The following is a 23890-nucleotide window of genomic DNA, read 5'->3' as shown; positions in this document are numbered from 1 at the left end:
AGGCAAAGCACAAATGGTGCAGGCGGAAACTGTGACAGGGCGCGTTTGTATAAATGCTGTTGCAATAAAATTTGCTATATTGCCGGGTCTACGGCGTTAGACTGACAAAATGGATCTTATCTGGATATGCATATGGGCGTCAGAGCACAACAAAAAGAACGGACGCGTCGTTCCCTCATCGAGGCGGCCTTCAGCCAGCTAAGCGCCGAACGCAGCTTCGCCAGCCTGAGCCTGCGTGAAGTCTCGCGTGAAGCGGGCATCGCACCGACTTCATTCTACCGCCACTTTCGTGACGTAGATGAGCTGGGGCTGACCATGGTTGATGAGAGCGGCCTGATGCTGCGGCAACTGATGCGTCAGGCACGCCAGCGTATTGCCAAGGGGGGCAGCGTGATCCGCACCTCTGTCTCCACCTTTATGGAGTTTATCGGCAATAATCCCAACGCCTTCCGTCTGTTGCTGCGTGAGCGCTCCGGTACTTCATCGGCCTTTCGTGCGGCGGTAGCGCGTGAGATCCAACACTTTATCGCCGAACTGGCAGATTACCTCGAGCTGGAAAACCATATGCCGCGCAGTTTTACCGAAGCGCAGGCGGAAGCCATGGTGACTATCGTATTCAGCGCCGGTGCTGAAGCGCTGGATATCGATATCGAACAACGGCGTCGGCTTGAGGAACGTTTAGTGCTGCAACTGCGGATGATTTCCAAAGGTGCTTATTATTGGTATCGCCGCCAACAAGAAAAAGCTTCTGTATCCCACGTATAAAAGGTAGAAAGCGATGGAAAAACCAAGCCGTGAGAATGGCACCTTACTGCTGGCGTTGATTGCCGGCCTCTCGATCAACGGTTCGTTCGCCGCGCTGTTCAGCTCGGTGGTGCCGTTTTCGATTTTCCCTATCCTGACTTTGGTGTTGGCGGTTTACTGTCTGCACCAGCGTTATTTGCACCGTGCGATGCCGGACGGCATGCCCAAGCTGGCCGCAGCGACCTTCCTGTTGGGGGTGTTGTTGTACAGTGCGATCGTCCGGGCCGAATACCCGCAGATTGGCTCTAACTTCCTGCCGGCGATCATTTCCGTGGCGTTGGTGTTCTGGATTGGTATCAAGCTGAAGGCGCGCAAGGCGCTGGATGAGAATACGCCGGCCTGATGGGCGTAAAGCAGGGGCGCAGCAATAATGGCGCCCCTGTCAGATTAAACGCGTTTCTCCAACAGTACGCCGCATTCCATGTGATGGGTGTACGGGAACTGATCGAACAGCGCCAGGCGGCTGATGCTGTGGGTTTCCTGCAAGGTCTCCAGATTGGCGCACAGCGTTTCCGGGTTGCATGAGATATACAAAATACGCGGATAGGCCTGCACCATTTTCACCGTTTCATCGTCCAGCCCACTGCGTGGCGGATCGACGAAAATGGTTTCGCAGTTATAGCTGCTTAAATCGATACCCTTCAACCGATTAAACTCACGCACTCCGTTCATCGCCTGGGTGAAATCTTCCGCTGCCATACGGATAATCTGCACGTTATCGATCTGGTTGGCCGCAATATTGTACTGTGCCGCAGCGACCGAAGGTTTGGCGATTTCGGTAGCCAGCACCCGCTCGAAGTTACGCGCCAATGCCAAAGAGAAGTTACCGTTACCGCAATACAACTCCAGCAAATCGCCTTTAGAACCGGTGGTGACGTCCAGCGCCCATTCCAGCATCTGTATATTCAGCGCCGCATTCGGCTGGGTGAAGCTGTTTTCCACCTGGCGATAGATCATGTCGCGGCCGGCTACCGGCAGCACTTCGTCTACATAATCCTGATCCAGCATGATTTTCATTTTAGACGCGCGGCCAATCAGCTGCAGGTCAAAGCCCTGCGCGCGCAGATCATCACGCAGCTTTTCTGCCTGCTGCTGCCATTCGTCGTCCAGCTTGCGGTGATACAGCAGTGAGGCAATAATTTTGCCGCTGCGGGTCGACAGGTAGTCAATCTGGAAAAGCTTACGGCGCAGAATCGGCTCCGGCTTGATGGCAGCGATCAGGGCGCTCATCAGGCGGTTAATCAATTCACTGGCGGCAGGAAACTTGTCGACGCGGATGCGTTGTTTGGTCTGCTGATCAAACATGATGTGGTACATCTCGTCTTCATCATGCCAGATGCGGAATTCGGCGCGCATGCGGTAGTGGCTTACCGGCGAGCGGAACACTTCCGGCTCGGGTGCCGTGAACGGAGACATCAGCGTTTTCAGCCGGGCAGTTTTCTCCGCCAGTTGGTCATCGTAACGTTCAATAGGCAAATTCTCGGGCGTCATGTTTCTTCTCGTCAGGCAAAATTGATCAGCGGGGATTGTAGGGAATCAGTCCGTGAAGTCCAGTTTTGTCGTGTTTATTATTTGTAACACTGATAGCAGTCTAGACATCTATTTACATTGATCGTAGCATTGTCGTCCGGCCTCAAGCAGCGAGTGAAAAGGGAATCCGGTTCGAATCCGGAGCTGACGCGCAGCGGTAAGGGGAAGTCACGGCGATAGCGTTTTACGCAGACACTGTCCATTGCAGGATGGGAAGTCATCGCCCGGTGCAGGTAGCTCACAGGCCACCCGCAACTCCCAAGCCCGAAGACCTGCCGGTGTTACGTCGCAATGTCCGTGGCCGTCGCGAAATACCGGCCATGATCCTGCGGCATCCGCCAATTAAGTTTGGATGCTTTTTCATGACAATTACAAAAAATACACTGCTGGCGGTGGTTTCTTCCATCACGGCTTTTTCTGGATGGGCGCAAGACAACACCACAGCCAATAACAGCGATGACCTGGTGGTTTCCGCCAACCGCTTCCCACAGCCGGTTTCTTCCGTGCTGGCACCCACCTCTGTCGTTACCCGTGACGAAATCGACCGCTGGCAGGCAAAAAGCCTGACCGATGTGATGCGCCGCCTGCCGGGGGTGGATGTCGGGCAGAATGGTGGCCTGGGACAAAAAAGCTCGCTGTTTATCCGCGGTACCAACTCCAGCCATGTCCTGGTGCTGATCGACGGTATTCGCCTTAACCAGGCCGGTATCAGTGGTTCCTCCGACCTCAGCCAGATCCCGATTTCGCTGGTGCAGAAAGTCGAATATATTCGCGGACCGCGTTCGGCTGTCTATGGTTCCGATGCCATCGGTGGCGTGGTGAACATTATTACCACCCGTGAAAAGAACGGCACTACGCTTTCTGCCGGTATGGGTTCAAACGGCTATCAGGCCTATGACGCTTCCACTCAGCAACAGTTGGGCGACAGCACGGTGGCGACGCTCGCCGGCAACTATACCTATACCAAAGGCTATGATGTAGTGGCTTACGGCAGTACCGGTATGCAGAGCCAGCAGGATCGCGATGGCTACATGAGTAAAGCGCTGTACGGCGCTGTTGACCATCAGTTCAATGAGACCATTAGCGGCTTTGTGCGTGGTTATGGTTATGACAACCGTACGGCTTACGATGCTTATTATTCCTCCCCGACCAGCCCACTGGTAGATACTCGCAAGCTGTACAGCCAGACCTGGGATACCGGCCTGCGTTATAAAGAAGGTATCTACGCGACACAACTGATTGGCAGTTATAGCCATAGCAAGGATTATGATTACGATCCTCGACTGGGTATGCATGACAGTTCGGCAAGTTTGGTGGATTCAGAGCAATACAACCTGCAGTGGGGGAATACCCTGCAGTTGGGCCAGGGGACGGTCAGCTCAGGGGTTGATTGGCAACACCAGGAGATCAAGCCGAACTCCACTACGGTCAACGGTGAGAAAAGTCAGCGTAACGCCGGTATCTATCTGACCGCTCAGCAGTTGGTTGGCCCGGTAACCCTGGAAGGGGCGGTGCGTGGTGACGATCATTCTGAATTCGGCTGGCATGGTACCTGGCAAACCAGCGCGGGCTGGGAGTTTGTCGAAGGGTACCGCTTTATTGCTTCCTATGGTACGGCGTTTAAAGCCCCAAATATGGGCCAGCTGTATGGCAACTTTGGTAATAATACCGATTTGAAGCCGGAAGAAAGTAAACAGTGGGAAGGCGGTTTTGAAGGTTTGACAGGTCCGGTGACCTGGCGCGTTTCCGGCTACCGTAACGATATTGATAACCTGATTGATTCCACAGGGGAGACCAATTACGTTTATTACAATATCGGCAAGGCTACTATTAAAGGTATAGAAGCCACGGCTTCGTTTGATACCGGGCCGTTAACCCACCATATCGGCTACGACTATGTCGACCCACGCAATGCCAAAACCAACGAAGTGCTGCTGCGTCGCGCCAAACAGCAGGTGAAGTATGAGCTGGACTGGCAGGTCTATGATTTTGACTGGGCGGTCACCTATCAATACCTGGGGGAGCGCTATGACAAAGACTACAGCACCTACCCCGAGCAAAGCGTCAAACTCGGCGGCGTCAGCCTGTGGGATCTCGCAGTTTCGTATCCGGTCACATCTCATCTGACAGTTCGTGGTAGAATCGCCAACCTGTTTGATAAAGATTATGAGACGGCTTATGGCTACGCTACTCCAGGAAGAGAATACTACCTCACTGGAAGCTATACCTTCTAACACCACCGCGAAGACCCGTCCGACGGTACTGGTATTTGATTCCGGCGTCGGCGGGTTATCGGTGTATCAAGAGGTTCGGCAACTGTTGCCGGACCTGCACTATATATACGCTTTCGATAATGTGGCGTTTCCCTACGGTGAGAAATCCGAAGAGTTTATTGTTGAACGCGTGCTGGAGATTGTCAGTGCGGTGCAGCAGCGCCATCCTCTGGCGATAGTCATCATCGCTTGTAACACCGCCAGTACCGTATCCTTACCGGCCTTACGTGAACGCTTTACCTTCCCGGTCGTTGGTGTGGTACCTGCCATCAAACCTGCCGCCCGTCTGACCGCCAATGGCGTTGTCGGCCTGCTGGCTACCCGCGGTACCGTACAGCGCACCTATACTCATGAGTTGATTGCCCGCTTCGCCACCGATTGCAAAATTGAGCTATTGGGGTCCTCAGAGCTGGTGGAACTGGCAGAAGCCAAGCTGCATGGCGAAGCTGTACCCTTGCCAACGCTGAAGAAAATCCTGCATCCATGGCTGAGCATGCGTGAGCCGCCGGATACCGTAGTTCTCGGTTGCACCCACTTCCCTTTATTAGCAGAAGAGTTAATGCAGGTGTTGCCTGAGGGAACCCGGCTGATCGATTCCGGCGCGGCAATCGCCCGTCGTACCGCCTGGTTGATCTCGACACAGGAAAATCTGGTGTCTACGCAGGAAGATAATCTGGCGTATTGCATGGCGTTAAATGAAGACACTGACGCTTTATTGCCCGTTCTGCAGGGATATGGCTTTAAATCGTTGAAAAAACTGCCTGTTTAAGCGCGTTTTGGTTAAACATTCAACGGTCGGAAAAAATATTGAAATTAGGGGTTGCGGCGTTCTGAGAACTCCCTATAATGCGCCTCCACTGACCGGGAACAACGACTCCTCTAACGAGAACCAAGTCGCCCAGCCAGGAAGAAGCAAGCCGGTGAAAACACCGTTTCTTAATAAGAAAAAAGCTTGACTCTTCAGCGGGAAAGCGTAATATGCACCTCCCGCGTTACCGAGAGTTATCTCCGTAACGAACGCTCTTTAACAATTTATCAGACAATCTGTGTGGGCACTCCACAAGACGATATCCAGAACCTTCGGGTTCGAAAAAATATCAAGTCTTGAAGAGTGACCAAGCAATAAGTTGTTTCGTTGGCTTGTCCAACTGAATGACTATTACGAAAGTTATTTTCGAGCATCGCTTCACGAGTTGAAGCAAATCAAGCTTTTAATTGAAGAGTTTGATCATGGCTCAGATTGAACGCTGGCGGCAGGCCTAACACATGCAAGTCGAGCGGTAGCACAAGAGAGCTTGCTCTCTGGGTGACGAGCGGCGGACGGGTGAGTAATGTCTGGGAAACTGCCTGATGGAGGGGGATAACTACTGGAAACGGTAGCTAATACCGCATAACGTCTTCGGACCAAAGTGGGGGACCTTCGGGCCTCACGCCATCAGATGTGCCCAGATGGGATTAGCTAGTAGGTGGGGTAATGGCTCACCTAGGCGACGATCCCTAGCTGGTCTGAGAGGATGACCAGCCACACTGGAACTGAGACACGGTCCAGACTCCTACGGGAGGCAGCAGTGGGGAATATTGCACAATGGGCGCAAGCCTGATGCAGCCATGCCGCGTGTGTGAAGAAGGCCTTCGGGTTGTAAAGCACTTTCAGCGAGGAGGAAGGGTAGTGTGTTAATAGCACATTGCATTGACGTTACTCGCAGAAGAAGCACCGGCTAACTCCGTGCCAGCAGCCGCGGTAATACGGAGGGTGCAAGCGTTAATCGGAATTACTGGGCGTAAAGCGCACGCAGGCGGTTTGTTAAGTCAGATGTGAAATCCCCGCGCTTAACGTGGGAACTGCATTTGAAACTGGCAAGCTAGAGTCTTGTAGAGGGGGGTAGAATTCCAGGTGTAGCGGTGAAATGCGTAGAGATCTGGAGGAATACCGGTGGCGAAGGCGGCCCCCTGGACAAAGACTGACGCTCAGGTGCGAAAGCGTGGGGAGCAAACAGGATTAGATACCCTGGTAGTCCACGCTGTAAACGATGTCGACTTGGAGGTTGTGCCCTTGAGGCGTGGCTTCCGGAGCTAACGCGTTAAGTCGACCGCCTGGGGAGTACGGCCGCAAGGTTAAAACTCAAATGAATTGACGGGGGCCCGCACAAGCGGTGGAGCATGTGGTTTAATTCGATGCAACGCGAAGAACCTTACCTACTCTTGACATCCAGAGAATTTGCTAGAGATAGCTTAGTGCCTTCGGGAACTCTGAGACAGGTGCTGCATGGCTGTCGTCAGCTCGTGTTGTGAAATGTTGGGTTAAGTCCCGCAACGAGCGCAACCCTTATCCTTTGTTGCCAGCACGTAATGGTGGGAACTCAAAGGAGACTGCCGGTGATAAACCGGAGGAAGGTGGGGATGACGTCAAGTCATCATGGCCCTTACGAGTAGGGCTACACACGTGCTACAATGGCGTATACAAAGAGAAGCGAACTCGCGAGAGCCAGCGGACCTCATAAAGTACGTCGTAGTCCGGATCGGAGTCTGCAACTCGACTCCGTGAAGTCGGAATCGCTAGTAATCGTAGATCAGAATGCTACGGTGAATACGTTCCCGGGCCTTGTACACACCGCCCGTCACACCATGGGAGTGGGTTGCAAAAGAAGTAGGTAGCTTAACCTTCGGGAGGGCGCTTACCACTTTGTGATTCATGACTGGGGTGAAGTCGTAACAAGGTAACCGTAGGGGAACCTGCGGTTGGATCACCTCCTTACCTAATGATATTGATTGCGTGAAGTGCTCACACAGATTGTCTGATGAAATGAAAGAGAGCATAAGGCTTAATCTTCGCGGTTAAGTCTTAAAGCACCTTGTCGGGTCTGTAGCTCAGGTGGTTAGAGCGCACCCCTGATAAGGGTGAGGTCGGTGGTTCAAGTCCACTCAGACCCACCAATTCTCTCCTATCCTGCGTTGTCGCCCTATTCGTTTATGTGAATAAACGTCGTAGGACATCGCTTTGACGAGAAGCGAATTGGCGAAGGTAGTAGATAAGGTGTGAAAAATGCTTTTCTGATATGGGGCTATAGCTCAGCTGGGAGAGCGCCTGCCTTGCACGCAGGAGGTCAGCGGTTCGATCCCGCTTAGCTCCACCATATCAAAAAATCTTAAAACTGATTCGCAAGAGTCATGTTTAAGATATTGCTCTTTAACAATCTGGAACAAGCTGAAAATTGAAACATGACAGCTGAAACTTACTCCTCCGTAGATGTACTGGAGTAAGGAGTACCCTGTCATAGAGTCTCTCAAATGTAGCAGCACGAAGGTGGAAACACTTTTGGGTTGTGAGGTTAAGTGACTAAGCGTACACGGTGGATGCCTAGGCAGTCAGAGGCGATGAAGGGCGTGTTAATCTGCGATAAGCGTCGGTAAGGTGATATAAACCGTTATAACCGGCGATACCCGAATGGGGAAACCCAGTGCAATTCGTTGCACTATCATACGATGAATACATAGTCGTATGAGGCGAACCGGGGGAACTGAAACATCTAAGTACCCCGAGGAAAAGAAATCAACCGAGATTCCCCCAGTAGCGGCGAGCGAACGGGGAGGAGCCCAGAACCTGAATCAGTTCTTGTGTTAGTGGAAGCGTCTGGAAAGTCGCACAGTAAAGGGTGATAGTCCCGTACACTAAAATGCATTAATTGTGAGTTCGATGAGTAGGGCGGGACACGTGACATCCTGTCTGAATATGGGGGGACCATCCTCCAAGGCTAAATACTCCTGACTGACCGATAGTGAACCAGTACCGTGAGGGAAAGGCGAAAAGAACCCCGGCGAGGGGAGTGAAATAGAACCTGAAACCGTGTACGTACAAGCAGTGGGAGCCTACTAGTTGGGTGACTGCGTACCTTTTGTATAATGGGTCAGCGACTTATATTTTGTAGCAAGGTTAACCGTATAGGGGAGCCGTAGGGAAACCGAGTCTTAACTGGGCGAATAGTTGCAAGGTATAGACCCGAAACCCGGTGATCTAGCCATGGGCAGGTTGAAGGTTGGGTAACACTAACTGGAGGACCGAACCGACTAATGTTGAAAAATTAGCGGATGACTTGTGGCTGGGGGTGAAAGGCCAATCAAACCGGGAGATAGCTGGTTCTCCCCGAAAGCTATTTAGGTAGCGCCTCGTGAACTCATCTTCGGGGGTAGAGCACTGTTTCGGCTAGGGGGCCATCCCGGCTTACCAAACCGATGCAAACTCCGAATACCGAAGAATGTTATCACGGGAGACACACGGCGGGTGCTAACGTCCGTCGTGAAGAGGGAAACAACCCAGACCGCCAGCTAAGGTCCCAAAGTCATGGTTAAGTGGGAAACGATGTGGGAAGGCATAGACAGCCAGGATGTTGGCTTAGAAGCAGCCATCATTTAAAGAAAGCGTAATAGCTCACTGGTCGAGTCGGCCTGCGCGGAAGATGTAACGGGGCTAAACCATGCACCGAAGCTGCGGCAGCGACGCTTAGGCGTTGTTGGGTAGGGGAGCGTTCTGTAAGCCGTTGAAGGTGGCCTGTGAGGGTTGCTGGAGGTATCAGAAGTGCGAATGCTGACATAAGTAACGATAAAGCGGGTGAAAAACCCGCTCGCCGGAAGACCAAGGGTTCCTGTCCAACGTTAATCGGGGCAGGGTGAGTCGACCCCTAAGGCGAGGCCGAAAGGCGTAGTCGATGGGAAACAGGTTAATATTCCTGTACTCGGTGTTACTGCGAAGGGGGGACGGAGAAGGCTAGGCTAGCCGGGCGACGGTTGTCCCGGTTTAAGCGTGTAGGGGGAGTGACCTGGTAAATCCGGTTGCTTATCTAACCCTGAGGCGTGATGACGATGCACTACGGTGCAGAAGTAGTTGATGCCAAGCTTCCAGGAAAAGCCTCTAAGCATCAGGTAACACAGAATCGTACCCCAAACCGACACAGGTGGTCAGGTAGAGAATACCAAGGCGCTTGAGAGAACTCGGGTGAAGGAACTAGGCAAAATGGTGCCGTAACTTCGGGAGAAGGCACGCTGGCGCGTAGGTGAAGAGACTTGCTCTCGGAGCCGAAGCCAGTCGCAGATACCAGCTGGCTGCAACTGTTTAATAAAAACACAGCACTGTGCAAACACGAAAGTGGACGTATACGGTGTGACGCCTGCCCGGTGCTGGAAGGTTAATTGATGGGGTCAGCCGCAAGGCGAAGCTCTTGATCGAAGCCCCAGTAAACGGCGGCCGTAACTATAACGGTCCTAAGGTAGCGAAATTCCTTGTCGGGTAAGTTCCGACCTGCACGAATGGCGTAATGATGGCCAGGCTGTCTCCACCCGAGACTCAGTGAAATTGAACTCGCTGTGAAGATGCAGTGTACCCGCGGCAAGACGGAAAGACCCCGTGAACCTTTACTATAGCTTGACACTGAACATTGAGCCTTGATGTGTAGGATAGGTGGGAGGCTTTGAAGCGTGGACGCCAGTCTGCGTGGAGCCAACCTTGAAATACCACCCTTTAATGTTTGATGTTCTAACTCGGCCCCGTGATCCGGGGTGAGGACAGTGTCTGGTGGGTAGTTTGACTGGGGCGGTCTCCTCCCAAAGAGTAACGGAGGAGCACGAAGGTTAGCTAATCACGGTCGGACATCGTGAGGTTAGTGCAAAGGCCTAAGCTAGCTTGACTGCGAGAGTGACGGCTCGAGCAGGTACGAAAGTAGGTCTTAGTGATCCGGTGGTTCTGAATGGAAGGGCCATCGCTCAACGGATAAAAGGTACTCCGGGGATAACAGGCTGATACCGCCCAAGAGTTCATATCGACGGCGGTGTTTGGCACCTCGATGTCGGCTCATCACATCCTGGGGCTGAAGTAGGTCCCAAGGGTATGGCTGTTCGCCATTTAAAGTGGTACGCGAGCTGGGTTTAGAACGTCGTGAGACAGTTCGGTCCCTATCTGCCGTGGGCGTTGGAAGATTGAGAGGGGTTGCTCCTAGTACGAGAGGACCGGAGTGAACGCACCACTGGTGTTCGGGTTGTCATGCCAATGGCATTGCCCGGTAGCTAAGTGCGGAAAAGATAAGCGCTGAAAGCATCTAAGCGCGAAACTTGCCTCGAGATGAGTCTTCCCTGGGAACTTGATTCCCCTGAAGGAACGTTTAAGACTAAGACGTTGATAGGCTGGGTGTGTAAGTGCAGCGATGCATTGAGCTAACCAGTACTAATGATCCGTGAGACTTAACCTTACAACACCAAAAGTGTTTTGATTTGAGAGATTTTCAGCGATGTTCCGAGATTGGTTCTGGTGGTTACTGAGGTAACGGCCAAGAATGAAACAGAATTTGCCTGGCGGCAATAGCGCGGTGGTCCCACCTGATCCCATGCCGAACTCAGAAGTGAAACGCCGTAGCGCCGATGGTAGTGTGGGGTCTCCCCATGCGAGAGTAGGACACTGCCAGGCATCAATTAAACGTTATCGGTTTGACACCCGGTAATGAGCAGGATCGCCAAGCGCGATTTTGCCACATCGAAAGATGTAACGTGAAAGAACCGGTGGAGCGGTAGTTCAGTTGGTTAGAATACCTGCCTGTCACGCAGGGGGTCGCGGGTTCGAGCCCCGTCCGTTCCGCCACTTATTTAAATTATGCCTGCTAACTTTAGCAGGCATAATGTTAAGCATGATTTAGGGGCGTAGCTCAGTTGGTAGAGCACCGGTCTCCAAAACCGGGTGTCGCGAGTTCGAGTCTCTCCGCCCCTGCCATATTAGAAACCCTTTGCGAAAGCGAAGGGTTTTTTTTGCTTTCAACTTTCCCAAATCTTCGCTATTCCTCTGATAAATTGCCTAAAAACCCTGCCAAAACTGTTCCAAATTTATACATTTTTAGCTGGATCCATGTACAAAATGGTTGTTCTCCCGTGATGTGATGCTGCTCATTATTCCTGCCTGATTTTCGACTACACCTAATGGGTGTCCGAGTCTTTGGATACCCACTTCACCAGAAAAATATGCAGCATACACAACAACAGTTACCACTGCCTGAGGCCGCCTGATGCCTGGGCAGTGCGGGGAGAACACAAACATGATTAAACGTCTGCTGTTAGCGGCCGCCATCACTGGCGCATTGATAAGTACGGTACAGGCGGCACCGCTGGTCGTCGGTTTTTCTCAGATTGGTTCGGAATCGGGCTGGCGTTCTGCCGAAACCAAGGTGTCGAAACAGGAAGCGGAAAAACGCGGTATTACGTTAAAAATAGCCGATGCGCAGCAAAAACAGGAAAACCAGATCAAAGCGGTCAGATCCTTCATCGCCCAGGGTGTTGATGCCATTTTCATTGCACCGGTAGTCGCCACCGGGTGGACTCCGGTACTGCAAGAGGCCAAAGAGGCCAAGATCCCGGTGTTCCTGCTCGACCGGATGATCGAAGTGAACGATCCCTCGTTGTATACCGCAGCCGTGGCGTCCGACAGCGTGCATGAAGGTAAAGTCGCAGGAGAGTGGCTGGTGAAAGAGGTCGCCAGCAAGCCCTGTAACGTGGTGGAACTGCAGGGGACCGTGGGCTCCAGCGTCGCCATTAACCGCAAGAAAGGCTTTGCCGACGGCATAGCCACCGCTGCCAACGTTAAAATCATCCGCTCGCAATCCGGCGACTTTACCCGCAGCAAGGGCAAAGAAGTGATGGAAAGCTTTATCAAGGCCGAGCAAAACGGCAAAAATATTTGTGCGGTGTATGCGCATAACGACGATATGGCGATTGGTGCTATTCAGGCAATCAAAGAGGCGGGTTTAAAACCGGGCTCACAGATCAAAATTGTCTCTATCGACGGTGTGCCTGACATATTCAAAGCAATGATGAATGGTGAAGCCAATGCCTCGGTCGAATTGACGCCGAATATGGCCGGCCCGGCGTTTGATGCGCTGCTGGCGATGAAGAAAGATGGCACTCAGCCGCCGAAGTTTATCCAGACTGAATCGAAACTGCTGCAGCCAGATACCGCGAAACAGGAATTCGAGCTGAAGAAAAGTATGGGTTATTAATCCACTTACCGGCGGGACAGAAGATGGACACATCTCAGACCACGTTATTGGCGATTAAGGGATTATCCGTTGAGTTTCCTGGCGTTAAAGCGCTGGAGCAGGTCGATATCACGTTACAGCGCGGAGAGATCATGGCGTTGCTGGGTGAAAATGGCGCGGGAAAATCCACGTTAATCAAAGCGTTAACCGGGGTCTATCAGCGTTCCGCCGGTGAGATACTGCTGGAGGGGCGCGCAATCGCCCCACAGAGCACCGCACAGGCGCAAGTGCTGGGGATTGGTACGGTCTATCAGGAGGTTAACCTGCTGCCGAATATCTCGGTGGCGGCCAATCTGTTCATTGGCCGTGAGCCAACGCGCTTCGGTTTGGTCGATCAAAAGAAGCTTCTGCACCAGGCCCAACAGCTTTTATTGGGGTATGGATTACAGTTGGATGTCAGCCAGCCATTGGGCAATTACTCCATTGCGATCCAGCAGATTATCGCTATCGCGCGGGCGGTCGACCTGTCAGCGAAAGTCCTGATCCTGGATGAGCCAACCGCCAGTCTGGATGCTAAAGAAGTCAGCATGCTACTGGGTATTCTCAGCCAGCTCCGCACCCAGGGCATGGGGATGATATTTGTCACCCACTTCCTCGATCAGGTTTACCGCATTTGCGATCGCATCACTGTACTGCGCAACGGTAAGTTAGTGGGGACCAAGATTACCGCTGATTTACCGCGCCTGGAATTGGTACAGATGATGCTTGGCCATGCCTTTGACGAATCGCTGCTCAAACGCGGTGAGCACGGGCTAACTGAGGCGCCATCTCTGGTCGAATTCAGTGGTTACGGGCGGCGCGGTATGGTTGAACCCTTCGATCTGCAAATACGTCCGGGCGAGATAGTTGGCCTGGCCGGCCTACTGGGATCGGGGCGCACGGAAACGGCTCAGCTGATATTCGGCATCAAACCTCGTGATAGCGGTAGTGCCAAAGTCGGGGGACGTACGGTGAACATCCGTACGCCTCGTAAAGCGGCCAGTCTCGGTTTCGGCTATTGCCCTGAGGATCGTAAAACCGACGGGATTGTCGGCGCTGCAACGGTGCGGGAAAACATCATTCTGGCTCTGCAGGCGCAACGCGGTTGGTTAAAACCCTTATCGCTGCGGGAACAAACCCGCATTGCCGAGAGTTATATCCAACTGCTGGGCATCCGTACTCCGGGGCCGGAACAGCAGATCCAATATCTCTCCGGTGGCAATCAGCAGAAAGTGTTGCTGTCCCGCTGGTTGGCGACCAAACCGCGTTTTTTGATCCTGGATGAACCGACACGCGGAATAGACGTTGGCGCACATGCTGAAATCATTCGTTTAATTGAAAAACTCTGTGATGAAGGGCTGGCGCTGCTGGTGATTTCTTCCGAACTGGAAGAGCTGGCGGGCTATGCCGATCGTATCTTGGTGCTACGCGACAGAAAGCACGTGGCGCAGCTTGAACATGACGCCATTACGGTGCCTGCAATCATGCAGGCGATTGCCGCGCAACAGGGGGTTGAATGAACCTCAGGAGTTTTTCCATGTCCGGTGGGCCACGCAAGGTCAGATGGGTGTTCCCCGCTGGGGCAACGCAACTGGGGGCGCTGGCGGTGATTTTGCTGATCGACAGCCTGGTCGCCCCGAATTTCTTTTCCATCCACATTCAGGACGGCCGACTGTTTGGTAGCGTGATCGACATCGTTAACCGTGGCGCGCCGGTAGCGTTATTGGCATTGGGCATGACGTTAGTGATCGCCACCGGGGGTATCGACCTTTCCGTGGGGGCGGTGATGGCGATAGCCGGTGCCACGGCCGCAACCTTGACCAGTGCCGGTTATCCGCTGGGGTACGTGCTGGCCGCTGCTTTGGCGGCCGGAGCGCTGTGTGGCTTGTGGAACGGTTTTCTGGTGGCGGTACTGCAGATACAACCGATTGTTGCCACGCTGATGCTGATGGTGGCCGGTCGTGGCATTGCACAACTGATCACCGAAGGACAAATCGTTACCTTTGAACGAGAAGGGTTGGCGTGGCTTGGTAGCGGCGCGCTGATGTATTTGCCGCTGCCGGCGATCATTGCCGCAGTGATGCTGCTGTTGATCTGGCTGCTGACGCGTAAAACGGCGCTGGGGCTGTTTATCGAGGCTGTGGGCATCAATCTGCGTTCGGCCCGCAATGCGGGGGTCAGTACGCGCTGGGTGGTGATGGCGGTATATGTGATCTGCGGGCTCTGTGCTGCGGTGGCCGGGATCATAGTCACGGCGGATATCCGGGGTGCAGATGCCAACAATGCCGGGCTGTGGCTGGAGTTGGATGCGATCCTGGCGGTGGTGATCGGCGGCGGTTCATTGCTGGGGGGGCGTTTTAACCTGCTGTTGTCGGTGGTGGGGGCATTAATTATTCAGGGGATGAATACCGGTATTCTGCTCTCCGGCTATCGGCCGGAGTTTAATCTGGTGCTGAAAGCGATCGTGGTGCTGGCGGTGCTGATGGTGCAATCACCCAGCGTTTCGTTGCGTCAACTGCTTAGGAGAAAAAGGCCATGATCAAGCGTAATCTGCCACTGTTGATGACTGTCCTGGTGTTCCTCCTGGGCTATGGTTTTTGCCTTACTCAGTTCCCCAGCTTTGCCTCAACGCGTGTGTGGTGTGACTTGCTGACCGACAACGCCTTTCTTGGCATTGTCGCGGTAGGCATGACGTTTGTGATCCTTTCCGGCGGTATTGATCTGTCGGTCGGCTCGGTGATCGCCTTCACCGGGGTGCTATTGGCCAAATTGATCGGAACCTACGGTATTGCCCCGGGCTATGCGTTTGTTATTGCGCTGCTGATGGGGGCATCGTTTGGCGCACTGATGGGCTGGATCATCGATGTGTTGAAGCTACCGGCGTTTATCATCACGCTGGCCGGAATGTTCTTCGTGCGGGGCATGAGTTTTATCGTCTCGGAAGAGTCGATTCCCATTGATCACCCGTTGTATGCCACGCTGGCGAACTACGCCTGGAAACTGCCGGGCGGCGGCCGTTTCACGCTGCTGGCGTTGGTGATGCTAATGGTGGTGGCGGTCGGCATAGTGTTGGCGCATCGCACCCGATTTGGCCACAACGTCTACGCCATCGGCGGTAATCGGGTGTCTGCGGCGCTGATGGGCGTACCGGTGCAACGGACTACGGTGTTGATTTATATGCTCTCAGGCACGCTGGCTGCGTTGTCCGGGATTATTTTCTCGTTATATACCTCAGCGGGCTACGCGCTGGCGGCCAGCGGGGTCGAGCTGGATGCCATTGCTGCGGTAGTGATTGGTGGCACCTTGTTGACCGGTGGGGTTGGCACCGTATTAGGCACGCTGTTCGGCGTGCTGATCCAGGGGCTGATACAGAGTTACATCACTTTCGACGGCACGCTTAGCTCCTGGTGGACCAAAATTGTCATCGGCATTCTGTTGTTCGGCTTTATCGGCCTTCAGAAGGCGATGAGCGCGTTTTGGCTCGGTAGACGAACCAAACCCCGGCATCCTCGCTTAACGCCGTTATAACGCCTCATGCCGTAGTATTTAAAGGTATTTTCAGCAGTTGCCGGATCAGCGGCTGCTGATCGCTATTTTGCAGCCAAACGGCATACAGCGGGCGGATTATCGGCGGGATGTCGGCAATGGCGGCCAACTGCGGGTAGTCCTTCTCCCATTGACTGGGCAGGAAGGCGCAGCCGCCGGTGGTTTCCAGCAGTTGTCGGGTCAGATGTGCGGAGGTTGTGGTGAGTACCGGCAAATTATCCCCCTCCAGCATACGGCTCTCCTGCTGATGAAAATCCGCCCCCCATTCCAGCTTGATATACGGCATCGGCGCATGTTTATCACGCAGGGTGGAGGAGAACAGCCGCAGCGAGAAATTGCCCAACAGCTGGCTGGCCAGTTCATCCATTTTTGGCGGCTCGGTGGTGATGAGCAAATCGAGCTGTCTTTCATGCAGCTGTTTTACCAAAGAGTGCCGTAACGCCACCCTGGCTTCCAGCTGTAATGCCTCGCGTTGTTGGTACAACGATTGCAGCCACGGGGTCAGATAAGCTTCCCACAATGACGCGGTGGCACCGATGGACAATTCAGTATGCTGCAGCGAACGCACCACCTCTTTTTTCGCCAATTGCCAGGTGGTCATCAGGCTCTCAGCATAGGGCAGAAGCCGCTCCCCTGCTGGCGTCAGACGGATATTGTTACGATGTCGGGTGAATAAATTCGCGCCCAATTGGGTTTCTAACTGGCGGATACGAAAACTAACGGCGGACTGCGTTAAGTACAAGGATTCTGCGGCTCGGCCAAAGTGACGCGTTCTACTGACCTCCAAAAAGGTTTTCAGTAATTCGGTATCCACACCCATCTCCAGAAATTTTTATCGTTAAGATTTAAATGTTTTGTTTTACACAATGTCAAGCCTATCTAATACTCCGCGCCATAAACAGCACGGCCATGAGAGAATTAGGAGCGTGTCAGATGGCGGATAGCTTCACCACGACCAGTCGTTTTTTTGATAATAAACATTATCCTCGCGGGTTCTCCCGTCACGGCGATTTCACCATTAAAGAAGCGCAATTGCTAGAGCGTTTCGGGTATGCGTTCAATGAGCTGGACGCGGGCAAACGTCAGCCGGTCACTGAAGAAGAACAGTTGTTCGTCGCAGTGTGCCACGGTGAGCGTGAGCCGGTTACCGAGCAGGAAAAAGTATGGGCTAAATATCTGGTGCGCACACGCCGCCCGAAAAAATTCCATACCCTGTCCGGCGGCAAGCCGCAGGCTGATGCGGTGGAAGATTACACCGACAGCGACGATTGATAACGATGGGGCCTTTGGGCCCCATTTTTACTCCAGGCTGCGGTGCAGCTGCAGCAACAGGCGATCCATACTGCGATAGCCCAGCGCTTCGCTCAAATGGCGTTTATCAATATCCCGATCTCCTGCTAAATCCGCCAGGGTGCGAGCCACTTTTAAAATCCGCTGCCAGGCGCGAACCGATAATCCCAATCGATTTAACGTCGTCTCAAGAAAATCTGCGTCCGCCTCGCTCAATGCGCAATCACGCTCTACCTCGTGATTATTCAGCAGGGCGTTGATCTTCCCTGCACGGTTGAGCTGCCTTTCGCGTGCCAGCAGCACCCGCTTTCGTACCTGAGTACTACTTTCACCGGCGATGCGTCGTTTGCTCAGCACGCCCGGTGGCAGCAGTGGCACTTCAATCGATAAATCGAAGCGATCGAGAAACGGCCCTGAAAGCCGCCCGAGATAGCGCAGGATCTGTTGTGGGGACGCGCGGTTATGCATGCCCTGATAATGCCCGGTGGGGCTGGGGTTCATGGCGGCAATTAGCTGCACTCTGGCCGGAAAGCAGACCTTGGCCGTAGCGCGAGAAATGACTATTTCGCCGGACTCCAGGGGTTCACGCAGGGCATCCAGCACTCGTCTTTCAAATTCGGGCAACTCATCAAGAAACAGCACGCCGTTGTGCGCCATGGATATCTCACCCGGCCGCGGCAGTGAGCCACCGCCGACCAGCGCGGCCATCGAGGCACTGTGATGCGGTGCGCGAAACGGCCGCTGTCGCCATGGCAGCGCTTGTGCAGGATGATGCAGCAGACTGGCTACCGCGATGCTTTCCAGTGCCTCTCGTTCGGTCAGCGGGGGCAGCAGGCCATTCAAACGGCTGGCCAACATGGTTTTCCCGGTTCCCGGTGGGCCGACCAGCAGCAGGTTGTGACCCCCGGCCGCGGCGATCTCCAGCGCCCGTTTAGCCTGTTCCTGGCCCAGGATATCTTGCAGGTCGGCAGGTTCTTGCGCGCTCTCCATTGCCGGCGGCGCGCTGGCTATCGGTAAGTCCCCTTTACCCAGCAGAAAGGCGCACACCTCCAGCAGGTGTTCTGCCACCAGGGTTTCGCTCTGGGTAATCAACCCCACCTCCCGGCCATTGGTGGCAGCCAGAATCAACTGCCTGCCCGCATCCATTGCGGCCAGCGCGGCGGGTATCGCGCCACTGACTCCCCGTAGTGCGCCGGATAGCGCCAACTCCCCAAGGAACTCATAACGAGCCAGCTTATCGGCCGGTAACTGTTCGGAGGCGGCGAGGATCGCCAAAGCGATCGGCAGGTCATAACGCCCACCTTCCTTGGGTAAATCGGCCGGTGCCAGATTGACGGTGATACGCCGCGCGGGAAAGGTGAAGCCATTGTTGATCAACGCACTGCGTACCCGATCGCGGGCTTCTTTCACCGTAGTTTCCGGCAGGCCGACCATGGTCAGACCGGGTAGCCCGTTGCTGATATGCACTTCCACCGTAACCGAAGGGGCCTGAACGCCCAGCGTGGCTCGGGTATAGATAACCGCCAGTGACATATTGCTCTCCTTGCTGTAGGCAACATGATGCGGCAAAGGCCCTGGCAGGGCGCGGTAACCTTGGAATGTTTGCGTGGAAAGCCGCAATTAAAACAATGAATTTCATAGGGATAACGGATTTTTGTGCAGCACTGCGCAAGTTGCGGCAATACCCCTTAACAAATACGTGAATGCTGCAACAAATTAGCAAGCTAACCAAGTTGCAGTGAGAGGGGGAATGGGTGTATTTAACAATTGATTAAAATAAAAATCACTTCGTTAACAAACTCCGACCGCCGTCGCCTTCCGCTGCGGCAGCCGCTAAACCTCATGACCTCGTATTCCAGAGTAGGGATAACACTATGTTTGGTTGGACCCCGCTGCAACGCAATGCAGCCATCGCCAGCTTTTCAAGCTGGACGCTTGATGCTTTCGATTTTTTCGTGCTGGTCTTTCTGCTCAGCGATATCGCGCAATCTTTCCATGTCGGCATGGAGGAGGTGACGCTGGCTATCTTGCTGACGCTGGCGGTGCGACCGATTGGTGCACTGATCTTCGGCCGGGCGGCGGAAAAATACGGCCGCAAACCGATTTTGATGCTGAATATCGTGTTCTTCTCGATCTTTGAACTGTTGTCCGCAGCGGCACCGTCGTTGACGGTATTCCTGTTACTGCGGGTGCTGTACGGCGTGGCGATGGGCGGGATCTGGGGCGTGGCGTCGTCGCTGGCGCTGGAGACCATTCCGGATCGCTCGCGTGGCCTGATGTCGGGGATTTTCCAGGCCGGTTACCCGTTCGGTTATCTATTGGCGGCGGTGGTGTATGGCCTGCTGTTTGAGGTGATTGGCTGGCGCGGCATGTTTGTGATCGGGGCGGCACCAATTTTACTGCTGCCGTTTATTTACTACTGCGTGCAGGAGTCGCCGGTGTGGTTGGCGGCGCGTGAACGCAAGGAAAGCAGCGCCCTGCTGCCGGTGCTTAAGAGCCACTGGAAGCTGTGCGGCTATCTGGTGTTACTGATGGCGGCATTCAATTTCTTCTCGCACGGCACCCAGGATATGTATCCGGTGTTTTTGAAAGTTCAGCACGGTTTCGATCCTAAAACCGTCAGTATCATCGCTATTAGCTACAATATCGCGTCAATTATCGGCGGTGTTTTCTTCGGTGCGCTATCGGAAAAAATTGGTCGCCGTAAGGCAATTATCATTGCCGCGTTATTGGCCTTGCCGGTGATCCCGCTGTGGGCATTTTCCAGCGGCTCGTTGATGCTGGGGATTGGCGCCTTCCTGATGCAGTTCATGGTGCAGGGCGCCTGGGGCGTGATACCGACTTATCTCACCGAACTGGTACCGGCCCATACCCGTGCGGTGCTGCCAGGGTTTGTTTACCAGTTGGGTAACCTGATTGCTTCGGTCAACGCCACGCTGCAGGCGACGATAGCCGAGCATCACGGCCATAATTATGGCCTGGCGATGGCGATTATTGCCGGCACGGTGGCGATTGTCATTGCGCTACTGGTGTTCTTTGGCAAGGACACGCGCGGCAAGGCAATCTCGGGTGAGGTTAACTCTTCGGGCGTGCAGGCTAACGTTTGAAATCCGGGCATTTTGCACGAGGTATGACCAGATTGCGCCGAATAATAACGCAAAAAAAGTGTTGTCATGCCGCGCGGGACTATGGTACCTCTGTAGGCATTAGTTCGAAACGAGCACAGTGAACAAACCTATTATGAAAGCCTTTGCCCAAGTGATTAGCCTAGTCGTGATTAGCGTGGTGGTGATTATTATCCCACCGTGCGGGGCTGCACTTGGACGAAGAATGGCTTAGAAAACAAGCCGGAATCGCAAGAGAACCCCCGCACCGAAAGGTCCGGGGGTTTTTTATTGGCAAGAGAAAAGTGAAACGAGGATAACAATATGAATAACAGAACAAAATCCTGCAGTTGTCGAAGTAAGGCGGGGAAATAACTATGAACGGGGCTCAGTGGGTAGTACAAGCATTGCGTGCACAGGGGGTTGATACGGTATTCGGCTACCCGGGTGGCGCAATCATGCCGGTCTACGATGCATTGTATGACGGTGGGGTGGAACACCTGCTGTGCCGCCACGAGCAAGGCGCCGCGATGGCTGCCATTGGCTATGCCCGTTCAACCGGTAAGGTCGGCGTTTGTATCGCCACTTCCGGCCCCGGCGCCACCAACCTGATCACCGGCCTGGCCGATGCGCTGCTGGATTCTGTTCCGCTGGTGGCGATCACCGGTCAGGTAGGCTCCGCACTGATTGGCACCGATGCCTTTCAGGAGATCGATGTCCTCGGCCTGTCGCTGGCCTGCACCAAACACAGCTTCCTGGTGGAATCACTGGATGCGCTGCCGGGCATCATGGCGGAAGCCTTCGCCATCGCCAGCAGCGGTCGTCCTGGCCCGGTGCTGATCGATATCCCGAAAGACATCCAACTGGCGCACGGCGAATTACACCCGCACCTAATGCCGGTAGAGGAAGAACTGCACTACCCGGCTGCGGAGCTGGCGCAGGCCGCTGAATTGCTGTCGCAGGCGCACAAGCCGATGCTGTACGTCGGCGGCGGTGTTGGCATGGCGCAGGCGGTACCGGCGCTGCGAGAGTTCATCGCGGTGACCCAAATGCCCAACGTTGCCACGCTGAAAGGGCTGGGCGCACCGGACGCTGAGCAGCCGTACTACCTCGGTATGCTGGGAATGCACGGCACCAAGGCCGCCAACCTGGCGGTGCAGGAGTGCGATTTGTTGATTGCCGTTGGCGCGCGTTTTGACGATCGCGTAACCGGTAAACTGAATGCTTTCGCCCCGCACGCCAAGGTGATCCACATGGATATCGACCCGGCGGAAATGAGCAAGTTGCGCCAGGCGCACGTGGCGCTGCAGGGCGATTTGAAAGCCTTGTTACCGGCATTGCAGCAGCCGTTGAAGATCGCAGCCTGGCAGCAGCGAGTGGTTGAACTGAAAGAAACCCATACCTGGCGTTATGACCATCCAGGCCAGCCGATCTACGCGCCGCTGTTGTTGAAGCAGCTGTCCGAGCGCAAGCCGGCCAACAGCGTAATCACCACCGACGTGGGCCAGCACCAGATGTGGACCGCGCAGCACATGACCTTTGAACGCCCGGAGAATTTCATCACCTCCAGCGGTTTGGGCACCATGGGTTTTGGTGTGCCGGCCGCGGTTGGCGCCCAGATGGCCCGCCCGGAGGATACGGTGGTCTGCGTATCGGGCGACGGTTCTTTCATGATGAATGTGCAGGAGCTGGGTACCATCAAACGCAAACAGTTACCGCTGAAAATCGTTTTGCTGGATAACCAGCGTTTGGGAATGGTTCGTCAGTGGCAGCAGCTGTTTTTTGACGGGCGTTACAGCGAAACCAATCTCTCCGATAACCCCGATTTCCTGATGTTGGCCAATGCCTTTGGCATCCCCGGCCAGCGTATTACTCGTAAAGACCAGGTAGCAGACGCGCTCGACGCCTTATTCAACAGCGAAGGGCCTTACATGCTGCATGTGTCGATCGATGAGCTTGAAAACGTCTGGCCGCTGGTGCCGCCGGGTGCCGGTAACGAAACCATGTTGGAGAAAATATCATGATGCAGCATCAACTCTCGATCCAGGCCCGTTTTCGCCCTGAAATGTTAGAGCGCGTATTGCGTGTCGTGCGTCATCGTGGCTTTCAGGTTTGTGCTATGAATATGGCAACGGCGGCAAATACCGACAAGATTAATATTGAATTGACCGTTGCCAGCCAGCGCCCGGTGGATCTACTGTCATCTCAGTTGAGCAAACTGATGGATGTCTCCTGCGTTGAGATCCAGCAACAAACATCACAACAAATACGCGCCTGATGCGCGAGAAGGATAAATAACAATGACGAAGAAAGCCGATTACATTTGGTTCAATGGTGAGATGGTTCCTTGGGCTGACGCCAAAGTGCACGTGATGTCGCATGCGTTGCACTACGGCACTTCGGTGTTTGAAGGGGTCCGTTGCTACGACTCCCATAAAGGCCCGGTGGTGTTCCGTCACCGTGAGCATATGCAACGCCTGCATGACTCGGCAAAAATCTACCGTATGCCGGTGTCGCAAAGCGTTGATGAACTGATGGAAGCCTGCCGCGCCACGCTGCGTAAAAATAATCTGGGCAGCGCTTATATTCGCCCATTGGTGTTTGTCGGTGACGTCGGCATGGGGGTTAACCCTCCGGAAGGTTACAAAACAGACGTGATTATCGCGGCGTTTCCTTGGGGCGCGTACCTGGGTGAAGAGGCGCTGGATCAAGGTATCGATGCGATGGTTTCGTCCTGGCACCGCGTGGCGCCAAACACCATCCCAACCGCGGCCAAGGCCGGCGGTAACTATCTTTCCTCCCTGCTGGTGGGCAGTGAAGCGCGCCGCCACGGTTATCAGGAAGGGATCGCGCTGGATGTGCACGGCTATATTTCCGAAGGCGCAGGTGAAAACCTGTTTGAAGTGAAAGACGGCGTGCTGTTCACCCCGCCGTTTACCTCTTCCGCGCTGCCGGGTATCACCCGCGATGCCATCATCAAGCTGGCGAAAGACATGGGCTTCGAAGTGCGTGAGCAAGTGCTGTCGCGCGAGTCGCTGTATCTGGCCGATGAAGTGTTCATGTCCGGTACCGCCGCAGAAATTACCCCGGTTCGCAGCGTTGACGGCATCAAGGTCGGCATTGGTAAATGCGGCCCGGTGACCAAACAGATCCAACAGGCGTTCTTTGGCCTGTTTACCGGTAAGACCGAAGACAAATATGGTTGGCTGGATCCGGTAAATCCATAAAATCCTTACCCGCAACCTGAAAGGCAACGGGTAAATCGACAGACAGATAAGAATATCCAGGCGGTTCGTTC

General features: G+C 54.2%; 17 protein-coding genes, 4 tRNA genes, 3 rRNA genes and 1 riboswitch. Of the genes, 21 read left to right on the top strand and 3 right to left on the bottom strand.

Annotation, left to right across the window (positions count from 1 at the left end):
- Positions 1-132: 132 nt before the first annotated feature.
- Positions 133-765, top strand: coding sequence for an HTH-type transcriptional repressor FabR (gene fabR / locus ACSOSI_RS25090; RefSeq protein WP_085120094.1), 633 nt, complete (start codon positions 133-135; stop codon positions 763-765).
- Positions 766-778: 13 nt separating this feature from the next.
- A complete protein-coding gene (locus ACSOSI_RS25085) occupies positions 779-1147 on the top strand; it encodes a YijD family membrane protein (RefSeq protein ID WP_012147446.1) in 369 nt (122 codons plus the stop codon).
- Between the two features lie 44 nt (positions 1148-1191).
- Here ACSOSI_RS25085 and trmA read toward each other — a convergent pair whose 3' ends face one another.
- Positions 1192-2295 (bottom strand): tRNA (uridine(54)-C5)-methyltransferase TrmA, encoded by a 1104-nt coding sequence (trmA, locus tag ACSOSI_RS25080; protein WP_115183542.1) that lies wholly within the window; start codon positions 2293-2295, stop codon positions 1192-1194.
- A 124-nt stretch (positions 2296-2419) separates the two neighbouring features.
- Positions 2420-2628, top strand: a riboswitch (cobalamin riboswitch).
- Between the two features lie 68 nt (positions 2629-2696).
- On the opposite strand from trmA, the gene btuB reads away from it, so the two are divergent.
- From btuB to yjfF, 13 genes are all read left to right on the top strand, one after another.
- The gene (btuB, locus tag ACSOSI_RS25075; RefSeq protein WP_476706321.1) at positions 2697-4568 is read left to right on the top strand and encodes a TonB-dependent vitamin B12 receptor BtuB; all 1872 of its coding nucleotides are present in this window, start codon (positions 2697-2699) and stop codon (positions 4566-4568) included.
- Positions 4513-5376 (top strand): glutamate racemase, encoded by an 864-nt coding sequence (murI, locus tag ACSOSI_RS25070; protein WP_012147443.1) that lies wholly within the window; start codon positions 4513-4515, stop codon positions 5374-5376. Before btuB ends, murI begins: the two co-directional genes overlap by 56 nt.
- Before the next feature lie 443 nt (positions 5377-5819).
- A 16S ribosomal RNA gene (locus tag ACSOSI_RS25065) occupies positions 5820-7362 on the top strand.
- A 102-nt stretch (positions 7363-7464) separates the two neighbouring features.
- A tRNA-Ile gene (locus tag ACSOSI_RS25060) sits at positions 7465-7541 on the top strand.
- A gap of 124 nt (positions 7542-7665) precedes the next feature.
- Positions 7666-7741 (top strand) — tRNA-Ala (locus tag ACSOSI_RS25055).
- A gap of 193 nt (positions 7742-7934) precedes the next feature.
- Positions 7935-10843, top strand: a 23S ribosomal RNA gene (locus tag ACSOSI_RS25050).
- A 99-nt stretch (positions 10844-10942) separates the two neighbouring features.
- A 5S ribosomal RNA gene (gene rrf / locus ACSOSI_RS25045) occupies positions 10943-11058 on the top strand.
- The 16S, 23S and 5S rRNA genes sit together here with 4 tRNA genes alongside, the layout of an rRNA operon.
- Before the next feature lie 94 nt (positions 11059-11152).
- Positions 11153-11229 (top strand) — tRNA-Asp (locus ACSOSI_RS25040).
- A 53-nt stretch (positions 11230-11282) separates the two neighbouring features.
- Positions 11283-11358: transfer RNA gene (locus tag ACSOSI_RS25035), tRNA-Trp, on the top strand.
- A 319-nt stretch (positions 11359-11677) separates the two neighbouring features.
- Entirely contained in the window at positions 11678-12634 is a 957-nt protein-coding gene (ytfQ, locus tag ACSOSI_RS25030) for a galactofuranose ABC transporter, galactofuranose-binding protein YtfQ (RefSeq protein ID WP_476706320.1), read from the top strand.
- Positions 12635-12657: 23 nt separating this feature from the next.
- Positions 12658-14172: a galactofuranose ABC transporter, ATP-binding protein YtfR gene (gene ytfR, locus ACSOSI_RS25025; RefSeq protein ID WP_261278602.1), complete on the top strand. Its 1515-nt coding sequence runs from the start codon at positions 12658-12660 to the stop codon at positions 14170-14172.
- A gap of 17 nt (positions 14173-14189) precedes the next feature.
- Entirely contained in the window at positions 14190-15191 is a 1002-nt protein-coding gene (gene ytfT / locus ACSOSI_RS25020; protein ID WP_041418828.1) for a galactofuranose ABC transporter, ATP-binding protein YtfT, read from the top strand.
- Entirely contained in the window at positions 15188-16180 is a 993-nt protein-coding gene (yjfF, locus tag ACSOSI_RS25015; protein WP_012147439.1) for a galactofuranose ABC transporter, permease protein YjfF, read from the top strand. The genes ytfT and yjfF overlap by 4 nt, the downstream gene beginning before the upstream one ends.
- A gap of 4 nt (positions 16181-16184) precedes the next feature.
- Here yjfF and hdfR read toward each other — a convergent pair whose 3' ends face one another.
- The gene (hdfR, locus tag ACSOSI_RS25010; protein WP_026142584.1) at positions 16185-17012 is read right to left on the bottom strand and encodes an HTH-type transcriptional regulator HdfR; all 828 of its coding nucleotides are present in this window, start codon (positions 17010-17012) and stop codon (positions 16185-16187) included.
- 119 nt (positions 17013-17131) lie between these two features.
- Here hdfR and ACSOSI_RS25005 point away from each other — a divergent pair, with 119 nt between their 5' ends.
- On the top strand, positions 17132-17470 hold the full coding sequence (locus tag ACSOSI_RS25005; protein WP_012147437.1) for a MaoP family protein: 339 nt from the start codon (positions 17132-17134) through the stop codon (positions 17468-17470).
- 27 nt (positions 17471-17497) lie between these two features.
- Here ACSOSI_RS25005 and ACSOSI_RS25000 read toward each other — a convergent pair whose 3' ends face one another.
- On the bottom strand, positions 17498-19021 hold the full coding sequence (locus tag ACSOSI_RS25000) for a YifB family Mg chelatase-like AAA ATPase (protein WP_476706319.1): 1524 nt from the start codon (positions 19019-19021) through the stop codon (positions 17498-17500).
- Between the two features lie 341 nt (positions 19022-19362).
- On the opposite strand from ACSOSI_RS25000, the gene ACSOSI_RS24995 reads away from it, so the two are divergent.
- From ACSOSI_RS24995 to ACSOSI_RS24975, 5 genes are all read left to right on the top strand, one after another.
- Positions 19363-20595 (top strand): MFS transporter, encoded by a 1233-nt coding sequence (locus tag ACSOSI_RS24995; RefSeq protein ID WP_476706318.1) that lies wholly within the window; start codon positions 19363-19365, stop codon positions 20593-20595.
- Positions 20596-20728: 133 nt separating this feature from the next.
- A complete protein-coding gene (ilvL, locus tag ACSOSI_RS24990; protein ID WP_015962288.1) occupies positions 20729-20827 on the top strand; it encodes an ilv operon leader peptide in 99 nt (32 codons plus the stop codon).
- 142 nt (positions 20828-20969) lie between these two features.
- Positions 20970-22616 (top strand): acetolactate synthase 2 catalytic subunit, encoded by a 1647-nt coding sequence (gene ilvG, locus ACSOSI_RS24985; protein ID WP_261139706.1) that lies wholly within the window; start codon positions 20970-20972, stop codon positions 22614-22616.
- Positions 22613-22870 (top strand): acetolactate synthase 2 small subunit, encoded by a 258-nt coding sequence (ilvM, locus tag ACSOSI_RS24980; RefSeq protein ID WP_012147433.1) that lies wholly within the window; start codon positions 22613-22615, stop codon positions 22868-22870. The genes ilvG and ilvM overlap by 4 nt, the downstream gene beginning before the upstream one ends.
- Before the next feature lie 22 nt (positions 22871-22892).
- Positions 22893-23819, top strand: a complete 927-nt coding sequence (locus tag ACSOSI_RS24975; protein ID WP_012147432.1) for a branched-chain amino acid transaminase — start codon at positions 22893-22895, stop codon at positions 23817-23819.
- Positions 23820-23890: the final 71 nt, after the last annotated feature.

It is taken from the genome of Serratia sp. AR11 (assembly GCF_056376275.1).
The sequence above is the reverse complement of the archived record's forward strand: the minus strand, read 5'-3'. Positions and strand labels throughout refer to the sequence as shown.

What these genes read in the sequence shown, in the direction of transcription:
- fabR (WP_085120094.1), top strand. Translation starts at nt 133, where the DNA reads ATGGGCGTCAGAGCACAACAAAAAGAACGGACGCGTCGTTCCCTCATC.
- ACSOSI_RS25085 (WP_012147446.1), top strand. Translation starts at nt 779, where the DNA reads ATGGAAAAACCAAGCCGTGAGAATGGCACCTTACTGCTGGCGTTGATT.
- trmA (WP_115183542.1), bottom strand. Translation starts at nt 2,295, where the DNA reads ATGACGCCCGAGAATTTGCCTATTGAACGTTACGATGACCAACTGGCG.
- btuB (WP_476706321.1), top strand. Translation starts at nt 2,697, where the DNA reads ATGACAATTACAAAAAATACACTGCTGGCGGTGGTTTCTTCCATCACG.
- murI (WP_012147443.1), top strand. Translation starts at nt 4,513, where the DNA reads ATGGCTACGCTACTCCAGGAAGAGAATACTACCTCACTGGAAGCTATA.
- ytfQ (WP_476706320.1), top strand. Translation starts at nt 11,678, where the DNA reads ATGATTAAACGTCTGCTGTTAGCGGCCGCCATCACTGGCGCATTGATA.
- ytfR (WP_261278602.1), top strand. Translation starts at nt 12,658, where the DNA reads ATGGACACATCTCAGACCACGTTATTGGCGATTAAGGGATTATCCGTT.
- ytfT (WP_041418828.1), top strand. Translation starts at nt 14,190, where the DNA reads ATGTCCGGTGGGCCACGCAAGGTCAGATGGGTGTTCCCCGCTGGGGCA.
- yjfF (WP_012147439.1), top strand. Translation starts at nt 15,188, where the DNA reads ATGATCAAGCGTAATCTGCCACTGTTGATGACTGTCCTGGTGTTCCTC.
- ACSOSI_RS25005 (WP_012147437.1), top strand. Translation starts at nt 17,132, where the DNA reads ATGGCGGATAGCTTCACCACGACCAGTCGTTTTTTTGATAATAAACAT.
- ACSOSI_RS25000 (WP_476706319.1), bottom strand. Translation starts at nt 19,021, where the DNA reads ATGTCACTGGCGGTTATCTATACCCGAGCCACGCTGGGCGTTCAGGCC.
- ACSOSI_RS24995 (WP_476706318.1), top strand. Translation starts at nt 19,363, where the DNA reads ATGTTTGGTTGGACCCCGCTGCAACGCAATGCAGCCATCGCCAGCTTT.
- ilvL (WP_015962288.1), top strand. Translation starts at nt 20,729, where the DNA reads ATGAAAGCCTTTGCCCAAGTGATTAGCCTAGTCGTGATTAGCGTGGTG.
- ilvG (WP_261139706.1), top strand. Translation starts at nt 20,970, where the DNA reads ATGAACGGGGCTCAGTGGGTAGTACAAGCATTGCGTGCACAGGGGGTT.
- ilvM (WP_012147433.1), top strand. Translation starts at nt 22,613, where the DNA reads ATGATGCAGCATCAACTCTCGATCCAGGCCCGTTTTCGCCCTGAAATG.
- ACSOSI_RS24975 (WP_012147432.1), top strand. Translation starts at nt 22,893, where the DNA reads ATGACGAAGAAAGCCGATTACATTTGGTTCAATGGTGAGATGGTTCCT.